Annotated in this window: 7 protein-coding genes; 5 read left to right on the forward strand and 2 right to left on the reverse strand. The window is 43.1% G+C overall.

Going from position 1 to position 14,751, the window contains the following annotated elements; genetic code table 11:
* Positions 1–6: 6 nt before the first annotated feature.
* The 5 genes from H8S51_RS01405 (at position 7) to H8S51_RS01425 (ending at position 11,942) form a co-directional block, all read left to right on the forward strand.
* Positions 7–2,310 carry a hydratase gene (locus tag H8S51_RS01405; protein WP_186900088.1) on the forward strand — a complete coding sequence of 768 codons (2,304 nt, stop codon included), beginning with the start codon at positions 7–9 and terminating at the stop codon, positions 2,308–2,310.
* Between the two features lie 121 nt (positions 2,311–2,431).
* Positions 2,432–3,817 (forward strand): AI-2E family transporter, encoded by a 1,386-nt coding sequence (locus H8S51_RS01410; RefSeq protein ID WP_186900087.1) that lies wholly within the window; start codon positions 2,432–2,434, stop codon positions 3,815–3,817.
* Positions 3,818–3,969: 152 nt separating this feature from the next.
* The gene (locus H8S51_RS01415; RefSeq protein ID WP_186900086.1) at positions 3,970–6,588 is read left to right on the forward strand and encodes a tetratricopeptide repeat protein; all 2,619 of its coding nucleotides are present in this window, start codon (positions 3,970–3,972) and stop codon (positions 6,586–6,588) included.
* 47 nt (positions 6,589–6,635) lie between these two features.
* Complete coding sequence (gene glgB / locus H8S51_RS01420; protein ID WP_186900085.1) at positions 6,636–8,534, forward strand: 1,4-alpha-glucan branching protein GlgB; 1,899 nt, start codon at positions 6,636–6,638, stop codon at positions 8,532–8,534.
* Positions 8,535–8,780: 246 nt separating this feature from the next.
* A complete protein-coding gene (locus tag H8S51_RS01425) occupies positions 8,781–11,942 on the forward strand; it encodes a DUF6240 domain-containing protein (protein WP_186900084.1) in 3,162 nt (1,053 codons plus the stop codon).
* Between the two features lie 33 nt (positions 11,943–11,975).
* On the opposite strand, the gene H8S51_RS01430 is transcribed toward H8S51_RS01425, so the two are convergent.
* Both H8S51_RS01430 and H8S51_RS01435 read right to left on the reverse strand, forming a co-directional pair.
* On the reverse strand, positions 11,976–12,746 hold the full coding sequence (locus H8S51_RS01430; protein WP_117921649.1) for an N-acetylmuramoyl-L-alanine amidase: 771 nt from the start codon (positions 12,744–12,746) through the stop codon (positions 11,976–11,978).
* Positions 12,747–12,859: 113 nt separating this feature from the next.
* A complete protein-coding gene (locus H8S51_RS01435) occupies positions 12,860–14,617 on the reverse strand; it encodes a glycosyl hydrolase family 18 protein (protein WP_186900083.1) in 1,758 nt (585 codons plus the stop codon).
* Between the last annotated feature and the right edge of the window lie 134 nt (positions 14,618–14,751).

The raw sequence follows: 14,751 nt of genomic DNA on the forward strand, positions 1-14,751 counted from the left end.
GAAACCATGAAATTATACGATAGAGGTGTATATCTCGTAAATGGAAATGAACTGGTGCAGGATGGTGCAAATGCCATTGAAGAGGTCAGAAAAAAGACCGGTGCAGCAGTGACAAAAGATCAGGCAGCAGAAAATACGATTGCTTATGGCATCTTAAAAAATCATAATACATCCGGCAATATGGACAAACTTCAGATCAAGTTTGACAAACTGACATCCCATGATATCACATTTGTCGGAATTATCCAGACAGCAAGGGCATCAGGATTAGAGAAGTTTCCAATCCCATATGTACTGACCAACTGTCATAACAGTCTCTGTGCAGTCGGAGGAACGATCAACGAAGATGACCACATGTTTGGTTTAACCTGTGCAAAGAAATACGGCGGAGTTTATGTACCTCCTCATCAGGCAGTTATCCATCAGTTTGCACGTGAGATGCTTGCAGCAGGCGGTGCGATGATTCTTGGTTCTGATTCCCACACACGTTACGGAGCGCTTGGCACCATGGCAGTCGGGGAAGGTGGTCCGGAGCTTGTAAAACAGCTTTTAAATAAGACTTATGATATCGACATGCCGGGTGTGATCGGTGTTTATCTGACAGGAACACCGGCAAAAGGTGTCGGACCGCAGGATATTGCACTTGCTATTATCGGAGAAGTGTTTGACAAGGGGTATGTAAAGAATAAAGTCATGGAGTTCGTCGGACCTGGCGTTGCAAATTTAAGCGTCGATTTCAGAATCGGTGTGGATGTTATGACCACAGAGACAACCTGTCTTTCCTCCATCTGGCAGACAGATGACAAAGTAAAAGAATTTTATGCGATCCACGGCAGACCACAGGATTACAAAGAGTTAAATCCGGGCAGCGTGGCATATTATGACGGAATGATTGAGATCGATCTTTCAAAGATCAAACCAATGATCGCAATGCCGTTCCATCCAAGCAACACTTACACGATCGAAGAGTTAAATGCCAACCTGATGGATATCTTAGATGACTGTGAGAAACGTGCAGAGGTAAGTTTTGATGGTGCGGTCAAACTTGACTTAAAGAGCAAAGTAAGAGATGGAAAACTGTATGTAGACCAGGGTATCATAGCAGGCTGCGCAGGCGGTGGATTTGAAAATATCTGTGATGCCGCAGACATCTTAAAAGGCGCAAGCATCGGACCGGATGAGTTTACTTTAAGTGTATACCCGGCAAGTACACCGATCTACATGGAATTAGTAAAGAATGGTGCAGTTGCATCCCTGATGGAGACAGGTGCGATCGTTAAGACTGCATTCTGCGGACCGTGCTTTGGCGCTGGCGATACACCGGCAAACAATGCATTTTCCATCCGCCACTCTACAAGAAACTTCCCGAACCGTGAAGGTTCTAAGGTACAGAAAGGACAGGTTGCTTCCGTTGCTCTCATGGACGCCCGTTCCATTGCTGCAACAGCCGCAAATAAAGGATTTTTGACAGCTGCAACAGACGTTGATGTGAACTTCACCAAACCGAAGTATTTCTTTGATAAAAATATTTATGCAAACCGTGTCTTTGACAGCAAGGGTGTAGCCGATCCTTCCGTTGAGATCCAGTTTGGACCAAACATCAAAGACTGGCCGGCAATGAGTGCATTACCGGAAAATATAGTATTAAAGGTTGTATCCGAGATCCACGATCCGGTAACGACTACCGATGAGCTGATCCCATCCGGAGAGACATCTTCCTTCCGTTCTAACCCGCTTGGACTTGCAGAGTTTGCACTTTCCAGAAAAGATCCACAGTATGTTGGCCGTGCAAAAGAGATCCAGAAAGCGCAGAAAGCGTTAGAAGCCGGAAACTGTCCGTTAGAGGCAGTAGAAGAGTTAAAACCGGTTATGGATGTCATCGATAAAGTGTTCCCGGAAACAAAATTTGAGGATAACCATTCCAATGGTGAGATCGGTTTTGGAAGTACGATCTTTGCAGTAAAACCGGGCGATGGTTCTGCACGTGAGCAGGCTGCTTCCTGCCAGAAAGTACTTGGCGGCTGGGCAAACATTGCAAATGAGTATGCAACGAAACGTTACCGCTCGAACCTGATCAACTGGGGTATGCTTCCATTCATTATTCCGGAAGGCGGGCTGCCGTTTAAGAATCTTGATTATTTATATATTCCAAATATCCGTAAGGCGGTTGAGGACAAGCAGTCTGAGATTACGGCATATGTGATCAAAGATGGAAAAGCAGAAGAATTTAAACTTGGACTTGGTGCGATGACCGATGATGAGAGAGAAATCATCTTAAAGGGTTGTCTGATCAATTATTACAGAGGGTAAAACCGCAGACTGATATTTTGGGGCATCGGCGCATGAGCACCGGTGTCCCTTTTTGCAAAATCCAGTAATTAATAAAAATTTCAGCAAAATCTGATTGCGTTACCTGTCTGCGAAGGTTATAATGAAAATATTAGATAAGACGGAGGATGGCAATTTGGACGAACAGGAGAAGATAAAAAAAACATCTCAGGAAACAGAATGGGAATTAAAACCACAGTATGTCATCATCGCACTGGTCGTATTTGTGACTTTCTGCTGTTGCATACTGTTTTTCTTTATGATCTACCGTTACAATGGATTCACAGACTTCTGGAAGAAGCTGTCTTTGATCTTACAGCCGATCATTATCGGTGTAGTGATCGCATATCTGTTAAATCCAATCATGAAATTTTTAGAGGGACACCTGTTTAAGTTTTTAGAGCCGCGGATGAAAAGCAAACGTCAAGCGAAAAAGACGTCACGGGGAATTGCAATTACCGGATCGCTGGTATTTTTAGTGGGAATCTGTGTGCTTTTGGTGGCGGCGATTGTTCCATCTATTTCTGAGAGTATCCAGAGCATGATCACATCGTTTCCACAGGAAGCAAAGGATCTGACGAAATGGGTAGACGAGGTGACAAACGGTGATACGGAATTTGCGTCCATGATACAGCAGGGCGTGGACAAAATAACGGATACGGTTGAGACCTTTTTTGAAGATGATATTTTTTCAAAGGTACAGACCTATCTTACATCGATCACAAGCGGTGTCATCTATGGAGTCAAGTTTGTTTTAAATGTGATCATCGGTCTGATCATTTCAGTTTATGTGATGGCGGACCAGGAACATTTTGCCGGACAGGCGAAAAAGATCGTATATGCACTGTTTAAACCGGTGCGTGCTAATGTCATTGTTGATACTGTCCGTAAGAGCAATGAGATTTTCAGTGGATTTATCAGTGGTAAAATATTAGATTCGGCGATCATTGGTGTGCTCGCCTATATCGTGCTTGCAATCATGAAGATGCCGGATACGGTGTTAGTCGCCGTGATCATCGGTGTCACCAATGTTATACCGTTTTTCGGTCCGTTTATCGGTGCGGTGCCGTCCTTTATCATTATTGTGCTGCAGAATCCGATACAGGGATTATATTTCCTGATCTTTATCGTTGTTTTACAGCAGATCGACGGAAATATCATTGGACCGAAGATACTTGGAAGTTCTACCGGATTATCGGCATTCTGGGTTGTGTTTGCAATTCTGGTATTTGGCGGATTATGGGGATTCCCGGGAATGTTGCTCGGAGTGCCACTTATGGCAGTAATTTATTATATTGCACAGAAAACAGTGTCTTATTTATTGAAAAAACGCGGACTTACAGCAGATACATCGGCATATGTATATCTGACAAAAGTTGACAGGGAGAGCAACCAGCCGGTTTATGATAAGAATCCGACCAAAAAAGAGCTGAAAAAGCATCGCGAAAAGCATATAGAAGAGAGTAAAAAAGAAGAAAAAGATCAATGATAGAAAAGAGGGGGAGCAGACTGCAAACCCCCTTTTTTTGCGTGTATCATAGCATTTTTTCTTAGATTAATTTTTGACATCTATATGTGCGTATGATAAACTAAGAACAAAAGAAGCAGCAAAAGAATAGCGCGTTCAAAGGTGGCATAATTTTGGATAAATATGAATATAAATTAAAACTGGATCAGATGAAATCACTGACTGCCGAACATAATTATGAAAAGGCAGCAGAGATAGCTGATACGATCAACTGGAATAAAATAAAAAATGTAAATGCACTTGTAAAAGTTGGAGAAATTTATGAGAATACCGGTCGTTTGGAGGACAGCCGTGAAGTTTTGCTCATGGCATATGATAGATCACCGATTGGAAGGATGATCATTTTCCGTCTGGCAAAGGTTGCAATCAAAATGAAAAATTTTGATGAGGCGAAGGATTATTATCAGGAGTTTGTGGAGATCGCGCCGCATGATAATTTAAAATATGTGCTGAAATATGAGATCTGCAAAGCGCAGGGTGCAAATATAGAGACTCTGATCGGAATTTTAGAGGAGTTAAAAGAACAGGAATATACCGAAGAATGGGCATTTGAACTTGCATGTCTGTACCATAAAGCGGGTATGGCAGATAAGTGTGTGGAGGCATGTGATGAGCTGGTTCTGTGGTTTGGAGAAGGTCCATATGTGGAGCGTGCCTTAGAACTGAAGATGATCTATCAGCCATTAAATAAACAGCAGGAAGAAAAGTACCGGAGATTCTGTCAGAAACGTGAAGGTGTTGTTGAGGTCAGACCGGAGGAGGAACTTGATTCGGGGGAGATCGTTAATGAAACCGTGCAGATACCGGATGTGAAACTTTCACCGGAGCGGTTTAATACACAGAATCTGCAGGAAGAATTACAAAAAAGCATGCAGCAGATCATGCAGGCAACGGAAAAAGAAACCGTCACGGACAGTATGGATAATATCAAAAAACTCGTGGAGGAGATCCCTTATCTGCAGCTTCCGAAAGAAGAATATGATCAGTCCGGGGAAGATGAAAATAATCTGGCACATATAGAGTCGGATCACGAGATCGATGATTCATTAAAGATAAATTTTAAAGAGCTGCTTGCGGAAGAACATGACGGACAGCTTGGAATGTATATGCCGGAAAAAACGGCATTAGAGCATCAGATTACCGGTCAGATGAGTATTGAAGAAGTTCTTGCCGAGTGGGAAAAAACAAAATATGCTGCCGAAGTTGCATTAGAAGATGCAAAGCAGCGCAGACTTGAATCGGCAAAGGCACGCGCCCTGCAGGAAGCTGAAGAAATTATGGGACGCCTTGCTGATATTATTCCAAAACTTGATGCAGGCATTGCTCCGAAAGATATACTGCAGGATCAGTATATAGAAGGCAAGCCGCTGGAAAATGACAGGGCAGCAGCTATGGTTGCAAATATGAATCAGATCTTGCAGGAAGAGATCGAACGGATCTCGACTGAGACGGCAGACATTGATAAACAGCTTGCAAAGGCAGCCGGATCGGCAGCGACTGAAACCGCATCGCAGATAGCCGGATCGGTGGCGACGGAAACTGCACCGCAGATAGCCGGATCGGTGGCGGAAACCGCACTGCAGGCAGCTGCATCAGAGGAAGAAACGTCCGGGCAGGAAGAACCATCAGAACTGGAAGTGAATGAGGATGAGATCGCAGAAGAAGTATCAGAGATGATGCAGACCCCGGAGAATATGGAAATTCCTGAGGAGGATCAGCTACAGGAATCCTGGACAGAAGAGGAAAAGGAAGATTTTTCTCAAGCAGATCAGGAAGATGAAATGCCGGATGTAAGGGCACAAGAGCAGTCGGCAGATGATTATGATGTAATTACTGCCGATACGATCGACCTTGGAAAAGTGGTAACGGATCGGACATTAGCAGAGACAGTAGAACATACTGTTGACGCGGAAAGTGTTCTTCCACAGATCAGTGAGCCTGAAGATGAGGAAGATTTTGAGGCGGTTACATCTTTGAGTGAAGAACTGCGAGGGATATTTACTTATTTTGTTTCGATAAAAGGAATGGAAGAGCAGATATGTCAGGCACTTACAGGTGCGGCAAGACATCTGAAAACAGGGAAGGATGCCTCCACCGGAAACATGGTGATCCAGGGTGGAAGCGGAAGTGGAAAAACAGTTCTTGCAACGGCTATGGTAAAAGCCTTACAGAAGGAAACCGGAAGGCCGAAGGGCAAGGTTGGAAAGATCGAAGCATCTGCATTAAATAAAAAGGATGTTGCATCGTTACTAAAGAAGATTTCCGGTGGGTGTCTGATCATTGAGAAAGCAGGCGATATTTCCAAAGAAACAGCAGTCCGGCTGTCACTTCTTCTTAAAAGTGATACAAGCGGATTATTTGTCATTATGGAAGATACACATCGTGGAATTGAGAAAGCACTTGGCAGGGACGAGGGATTTGCTTCCCGTTTCTCTGAGAAAATCAATATTCCGATATTTACCAGTGATGAGCTTGTCTCATTTGCAAAAGCATATGCAAATGAACTTGGATATACAATAGACGAGATGGGTATTCTGGCACTTTACAACAGTATCAGCAATATTCAGAAGTATGACAGGGCAACAACACTCACAGAGGTAAAGGAAATCGTGGATGATGCGATCAGTAAATCTGAAAAGGGCGGTTTACGAAAAGCATTTAGTATCATCACATCCAGAAGATATGATGATGAAGATTATGTGATTCTTCGCGAAAAAGATTTTGGAATCTAAAATATACAGGCTATAATCATGACATAAAAATAAAGGGGTGTAAGGGTATGGCTAATTTTTCAGAGTTGGATCGCTATTTATTTGGACAGGCGACGCATTATGAGATTTACCGCAAACTGGGGGCACATTTTACGGATCAGTATGGAATCCGTGGTGTATGTTTTGATGTATGGGCTCCGAATGCCGCGAGAATCTGGGTAATCGGTTCTTTTAACGGATGGGATGAAACGGCAGATGAAATGACAAGGCTTGAGCCGGATACGATGGGAATATTTGAATTGTTTATTCCTGGTATAGAGGAAGGGGCTCTGTATAAGTATCTGATCGAGACGAAAGATGGAAAGCGGCTTTATAAAGCAGATCCATATGCAAATTATGCGGAACTTCGTCCGGGAACAGCATCTGCAGTCGCAGATATAGATCATTTTAAATGGACTGATGAAAAATGGATGGAAGAGCGTGCTAAGACCAAAGATATCTATGCAAAACCTATGGCAATCTATGAGGTGCATCCGGGTTCCTGGAAACGACATCCGGGCAGAGAGGATGACGGATTTTACAGTTACAGGGATCTTGTGAAGTATCTGATCCCATATGTAAAAGAAATGGGATACACACATATTGAGCTGATGGGTATTTCGGAATATCCATTTGATGGTTCCTGGGGATATCAGGTGACGGGTTATTATGCGCCGACTTCCCGTTATGGAACACCGCAGGATTTTGCGTATTTTATCAATGAATGTCACAAACATAAGATCAGCGTGATCTTAGACTGGGTGCCGGCACATTTTCCGAAAGATGCACATGGACTGACTGAGTTTGATGGGACATGTCTATATGAATACGCAGATCCGAGAAAAGGAGAACATCCGGACTGGGGTACAAAGATATTTGATTATGGCAAGAATGAGGTCAAGAATTTCCTGATCGGCAGTGCATTAATGTGGATCGAGCATTATCATATTGACGGACTGCGTGTGGATGCGGTGGCATCCATGTTATATCTGGATTATGGAAAGCAGCCGGGACAGTGGGTTCCGAATAAGTATGGCGATAATAAGAATCTTGAGGCAGTGGAGTTTTTTAAGCATGTCAATACGCTGATCCTTGGAAGAAATCCGGGGGCAGTCATGATCGCAGAGGAATCTACAGCATGGCCGAAGGTGACTGGCCGCGTGGAAGACGATGGGCTTAATTTCAGCTATAAATGGAATATGGGATGGATGCATGATTTTCTGGATTATATGAAACTTGATCCATATTTCCGTAAGGACAATCATCACAAGCTGACCTTTGCCATGAGCTATAATGAGAGCGAGAAGTATATCCTTGTGCTTTCCCATGACGAGGTGGTACATCTGAAATGTTCCATGATCAATAAGATGCCTGGCGAGATGGAAGATAAATTTAAAAATCTGATGGTCGGTTATGCATTTATGATGGGACATCCAGGCAAAAAACTTCTTTTTATGGGACAGGAATTTGCGCAGCTTCAGGAATGGAGTGAGGCAAGAGAATTAGACTGGTATCTGTTGGAAAATCCGGATCATCAACATATGCAGAACTGGGTAAAGAAATTATTACATATTTATCAGAAAAACCCGGCACTTTACGAGCTTGACAGCAGTTGGGGCGGATTTGAATGGATCAATGCCAACGACGCTGACCGCAGTATTTTCAGTTTTATCAGAAAGAGTAAAGATGGAAAGAATAATCTGCTCTTTGTATGTAATTTTACACCGGTGGAACGCAAGGACTACCGTGTCGGCGTACCAAAACGAAAGACTTATAAACTGATCTTAAACAGTGAAGATGCGGAATTTGGTGGAAATGGTAAAGAATGTCCGGTAAGTTATAAAGCTGTTCGGCAGGAATGTGACGGAAGACCTTATTCGTTCGCATATCCGCTTCCGGGTTTTGGTGTAGCGGTATTCCGTTATTGAGATTCTGTAAAAAAGCAGGACAGAAGCTGGAATTATATCGAAAAACTTAATAAATACGCTGATGTATCCGATATATACATCAGCTATGGATGGCGCAGATATTTCAGGGAAATGAAAGTATGCGCCATTCTTTTGTCCTGATATCAGAGACTATGGGACAAATGTTTTGAAAAAACGGATACAGATGAATGAAGGAATTTACATCAGCCGGTGCAAAATGACAGAGATAACAAGGAGAGTCGGATCATGAGAATAGATAACCAACAGCAACAGAATAAGGGAGTAATGGATCTGATGCCGCAGACAGGAGCGGTGGAAGAAAAAAACGGGATACAGTTGTTTGCGGATGCGGTAAAGACGGAGAGCAGTAAAAAAGCGACAGGAACCACGTCTTTTCAGGCAAAAGAGGTTACTTATCTGAATCCGGCAAAAGAAGAGAAAAAGACGATCATAGATGAGATCGAGCAGTCAGGCTCTATGGATGCAGGGGAGAGAAAAGCTCAGATGGCAGTGCTTGCGGAGACTACTTCACCGGAAGACTATAAAAAAATGCAGGAGGAAGGTTTTTCACTGGATGATACCACAAGTAATAAGATCGTGACCGTGACGGATAAGATCAAAGCACAGCTTGCAAAAGCAGGGGTGGATATTTCTGCATTCGGAGATGATCTTGATTTTGAACAGCTTGCGCAGATCACGGGAAGCCCGGAACTTGCAGCGCAGATTGCAGACAGTCTGCGGGAGGCAGATCTGCCGCTTACAGATGATAATTTTAAACAGATCGCAGAGACAGTAGATATGGCAGACTCTTTATCGTCCTTGGATGATGGAGCCGTAAAATATCTGATTGATAACCAGTTAGAACCTACTGTGCAGAATATTTATTTTGCCAGACATTCTGCCAGCGCAGGCTATATGCCGGCAGAACAGCAGGATATTTCTTCTTTCCTTCCACAGGTGAAGAATGTGATCGCATCAGCAGGGCTGGAAGTAAATGATGATACAATCGCAACCAGTAAGTGGATGTTAGAAAACGATATACCGTTGACGAAAGAAAATCTTACCTATGCGCAGGCACTGCGTCAGACAGAACTTACTACAAGTGCAGAAAATGTTGCTGCACTTGCAGCGGAGGCGGTCAGTGAAGGAAAAAGCGCACAGGATGCGGTGATACTTTCCGGTTACACATGGATGGAGCAGGCACAAAATGCTGTGGATACTGTAGAAAATGCAACGGATGAAGACCTTGTTTATATTGTGGAAAAAGGACTTCCTCTCACATTAGACAGCTTAAGGGAAGCTGCGACAAACAGGGTATCAGGAAGCACAGTACAGGATGCAGACGGAAATTATACACAAAAAGGGCAGCAGCTTCTGACTGCACGCAGGCAGTTAGAGGAGATCCGTCTTGCCATGACTGCTGAAGCAAATTACCGTTTGTTAAAACAGGGTATTTCCATTGACACAGAGCCGCTGGTAAAACTGGTGGAGCAGTTAAAGGATCAGGAAAATGAATATTACAGAAATCTGTTAATGTCTGAGGGTGTGGATGCGACTAAGGAGCAGGTAGAACTCTTTGGAGAGGTTGATAAAAAAGTTACCGACATGCGTTATGTCCCGGCATATGTGCTCGGAATGAAAGATGCTGACGTGTCGACGATCAATGGTGTCCATGAGGCAGGAACGGAACTGAAGACCTCCTTTGAAAAAGCAAGCCGGCAGTATGAGACACTGATGACAGCACCGAGAGCTGATCTGGGGGATTCCATCCAGAAGGCATTTCGCAATGTGGATGATATTTTAAATGATCTTGGCATGGAACTGACGGATGAGAACCGCCGCGCAGTGCGTATCCTTGGATATAATAGTATCGATATTACGCAGGATTCTGTGCTTACGATGAAAGCGGCAGATGAAGAAGTGCAGCGTGTCTTTAAAAACATGACACCGGCAGTTGTTACACAGATGATAAAACGTGGAATAAATCCACTGGAAATGGATTTTACATCGCTGAATCAGGAGGCAGAGAGTATCAAAAGCGAGGAGCTTGGCGGGGAAGATAACCGTAAATTTAGTGAATATCTCTGGAAAATGGAACAGAATCATGAGATCAGCGAGGAAGAACGCAGTTCTTATATAGGAATCTATCGTCTGATCAGACAGGTGGAAAATACGGACGGTGCAGCGATCGGTGCATTGATACAGCAGGGAGCACCGCTTACCATGAAAAATCTCCTGACAGCTGTGCGTTCCGAAAAACGCAGCAGTAAGATGGATTATTCCGTAGATTACAATTTCGAGGGTGTATCCGGTACATCGAAAGGCAGCTCTATTACGGATCAGATTGAGGCAGCATATCAGAATAATTGTTTAAAAGATGCATCCGAATTACTGACGCCGGAGCGTGCAAAAGTTCTATTTGAGCAGGATATGGAATGGGAGAATATGACACCGGAGGAATTGAAGGCAGTACTGACACAGGCAGGTGAACAGGCGGATGAGAGCAGTATCGATGCGGATTACGCAAAAGAGCAGCTTGCACAGTTAGAACAGGCAGCAAATGCAGATGAGAGCATTTATCGTATTCTGGATAAATATGATATCCCAAATACCGTGTCGAATGTACTGGCAATGGAATCTATGCTGAACCAGCGAAACCAGATGTTCCGGAAGATTTTTGGAAGCAGTACGTCAGACCACAATGGGGATGATCAGGTAGATGCAGAGGACTTAGAGGCAATTAAACAGGAGTTGTTGGAAGAATTTGGAGAGGCTGTTTCGGAACCGGCAGATATGGCGGTTGCGCAGGAAAAGCTAGGAGAGCTTGCGGAAAATGTGATGAAAACAATGATAAACAGCGATCATGTGACAAGCCTTGATGTACGGGATATGAAAATGCTTTCTGCACAGCTTTCTGTAAACAGTATCCTTGCAAAAGAAGAACAGTATGCTGTTCCGGTGATGGTCAATGATGAACTCATGAATGTTTCTGTTAAGATCGTGCGCGGCGTGGACAAAAAAGGTATTGTCGATATCATGATGGAAAGTGAACTGCGCGGAAAAATTGCGGCGACATTCCAGGCAAAAGAAGATGGCATACATGGACTGATCGCCACAGATTCAGAGGAGACGGCAGAACTTTTTAAGGGACAGACACAGGATCTTTCGGATTTGCTTGGGGGAGAAAATGATGATGTCACAGAGTTACATTGTGCGCATATTCCGGATCTTGATCTGAATCATTTTTCCATGGGGGCATTTGGAGTCGATGCAAAGGAGGAAACGCAGCTTTCCGATTCTCAGAAAGCTGAGAACCGTGATACTTATCGTGTGCAGACTTCACGTTTGTATGGAATTGCGGAACATTTTATCAAAGCGGTAAAAGGAACACTCACAAAAGAAGTTTAGAGATAGATGCAGGATCGATGCTATTATTTTGAACTATGTTGATTCCGACAGATAATTCTGTATACCGTTATATATGGCATCGACAAGCTGATTTTGATAATCATCTGTCAAAAGAAGATCCGCTTCTGTCGGATTGCTTAGGAACCCACACTCTACGATAACAGTAGGTGTGGGTGTTTTTTTGAGCAGATAATAACTTTCATTTGCCTTTGCAACGCGGTGATTATCGGGATCAACATTTGAAATCAGACTGTCCTGAATCATATCGGCAAGTTTTTTTCCGTCCTGTGACTGACCAAAATAAAATACCTGTGCACCGCAGACTTCCGGAGAGGGGTAGCTGTTCTGATGCAGGCTGACGGTAAAAATGGGTGAGGCATCTGAAATGATCTTACAGCGGGTTTGCATATCTTCCGCTTTTTTGTTTGTACTTCCCTCAGAATAAAGACCGGTGTCAGAGTCACGTGTTAAAATGATCCGGATGGAATCCTGACTGAATTTATCGCGCAGTTTCAGTGCCAGTGCAAGGTTGATATCTTTTTCCAATGCATCATTAATGCCGACTTTGCCGGGATCGATACCTCCGTGTCCGGCATCGATCACGATCGATAAACCATCGGAAGATGATTCATTTTGCCCGTTTCCGGCAAGTTCTGTATCAGAAACGGAATCTGTGCCTGGCGTATCGGGTAGTTCTCCTGTGTCCGCGTGACTGTTTTGTACCAGTATGGCACTTTGGCTTCCAAGAAAAAAAGCAGCAATCACCAGACAGACAGCCATTATAAGTTCTATCTTTTTTTTCATAAAAAATCCCGGAGTATCGTTTTTATAAAATATTCACGATCTCCAGGGTTTATGTCATGATCTCATGTATGTATTTAGTTTATGCATTTAGATCATATAGTTCATGCATGTATTTAGTTAATATATTTTATAACAGTGTCCCATGTAGAAGGCAGCTCTAAACCAAGTTTCCAGAAAGAACCACCGGCAAGCTGGTTTTCCTGAAGAACTTTTAACTTCTCTTCCAGGGAAGCAGCATCCTCCACCCATATTTTGTAAGTGACCCCATTGTTTTCATACTGAACATAATATTGACCATCTGCATCTGACCATACCGGCTCGGCTGCATTGGCACTGATCAGTTTTTGGATCTCTGACATACCGGTTGCATAGGAGTCTAATGTAAAGAGCTGATAACTGTCAGCATCTGTAGTGTCGTCAGCATCTGTAGTGTCGTCAGCATCTGTAGTGTCGTCAGCAGGTGTCTCAGACCATACACGGGCATAAAACGGCATACCTAAGATCAACTGATCTGCAGGAACTTCTTTTAAGGTATTGGCAACCCCTTCTTTTACAAAATTGATGGAAGCTACAGATCCTGCTTCTTCAGAACCGGAATAGTGCTCATCGTATGCCATGACAACAACATAATCTGCAAAAACCGCCTGCTCTGCACGGTTATAGAACGCAGTATAGCTGGTAGGAACATAATCATCCACGGAAAGGACGATTCCGTTGTTTGCACATTTCAATGAGAGTTCACGGATAAACTGAATGTAAGAGTCGCCGACTTCGGAACTTAATGCCTCGAAATCGACGTTGATACCGTCAAAGTTATACTGAATGGCTGCGGAGATCAGGTTATTAATCAGATTTTCGCGTTTGGAAGTATAAGTTAAAACGGATGTGGTATCGACATCTTTGTTTTCCAGATTGCTTACAAGTGCCCACACTTCAATACCATTCTGGTGGCAGTAATTTACATAGTCGGAGCTTGCAAGAGAAGCAATATTTCCGTTATTGTCATTCAGATAGAACCAGGTAGGGGAGATAACATTGATCCCTTTGGTATTCTGGAGCACAGATGCAATGGTTGTATTGGCATCCGCATTTGTGATCTGATGCCAAGCCATGTTGATCTTAAAATCCTTTTTAATATGTGTAAATTCTTCTGAAACGTAATCGCTGGTCAGTGTTTTGGCAGATGTGGTGCCAAGTGCTTTTGATTTGACGTATCCAATGATGCCATCTGCGGTGGATATTTTTGTCCAGGTATCACCTGTCTCTAAGACAGTAACTTCCGTATTTTTATCGATATCTGCAAGGATCGGACTCTTAATGCCGCCTTTTTGCCGGACCTGCGTTTTTTGTTTAGCCGGTGCAGTTGTGTAATCGCCCCAGGCAGTTGTAAGAATTACACGGTTTGGAGACTCAAGTACTTCATATGAGAAATCAGAGTACAGTTTTAAAAAGTCAATTGCAATATATGCAGTCTGTGCATCTGCCTTGACAACTGCATGATCTAAGGAATGGGAATCCTTTGTTACATAGTAACTGGTGCTGTCTGCATCTGCAGAAATGAGATCTGTCGCAGTTGTATAAAGAAGTTTATTTTCGTTGTGATCCCAGTAAAAACGGTCATTAAGATTAGAACGTACTGTTTCATAATCAAGATAGACAGTTCCGTTAAGGAGTTTTCCTTTTGCATCAAGAACCTGGTTATTCAGGATCAGGGCTACGTCCTGTTCACTGGACAGATTATAGTAATCAGATAAGTTCATATGTTCCTTGGAAGGTGTATATTTTTCAATGATGCTTCCGAGAAGCATAAAACAGATAATGACGACGATCAGAGCACCGGCAGCTAAAACAGGGACAAATTTTTTTTTCATATAAAGAACCCTCTTCTTCTTAAGAATTATCGTATGTGCCCCTATTGTAGCATAACGATATGTAAATTCAAAGTTATTTGCTTTATTTTAAGGAATCATTCATTTTATTTTAAAGAATTAGAATTTTTAAAAAA

The organism is Roseburia rectibacter (assembly GCF_014287515.2).
In the GTDB taxonomy this organism is placed as follows: domain Bacteria; phylum Bacillota; class Clostridia; order Lachnospirales; family Lachnospiraceae; genus Roseburia; species Roseburia rectibacter.

Coding starts and splice junctions, on each gene's coding strand:
- H8S51_RS01410 (WP_186900087.1), top strand. CDS start 2,432: ATGAAAATATTAGATAAGACGGAGGATGGCAATTTGGACGAACAGGAG.
- H8S51_RS01430 (WP_117921649.1), bottom strand. CDS start 12,746: ATGAAAAAAAAGATAGAACTTATAATGGCTGTCTGTCTGGTGATTGCT.
- H8S51_RS01425 (WP_186900084.1), top strand. CDS start 8,781: ATGAGAATAGATAACCAACAGCAACAGAATAAGGGAGTAATGGATCTG.
- glgB (WP_186900085.1), top strand. CDS start 6,636: ATGGCTAATTTTTCAGAGTTGGATCGCTATTTATTTGGACAGGCGACG.
- H8S51_RS01435 (WP_186900083.1), bottom strand. CDS start 14,617: ATGAAAAAAAAATTTGTCCCTGTTTTAGCTGCCGGTGCTCTGATCGTC.
- H8S51_RS01405 (WP_186900088.1), top strand. CDS start 7: ATGAAATTATACGATAGAGGTGTATATCTCGTAAATGGAAATGAACTG.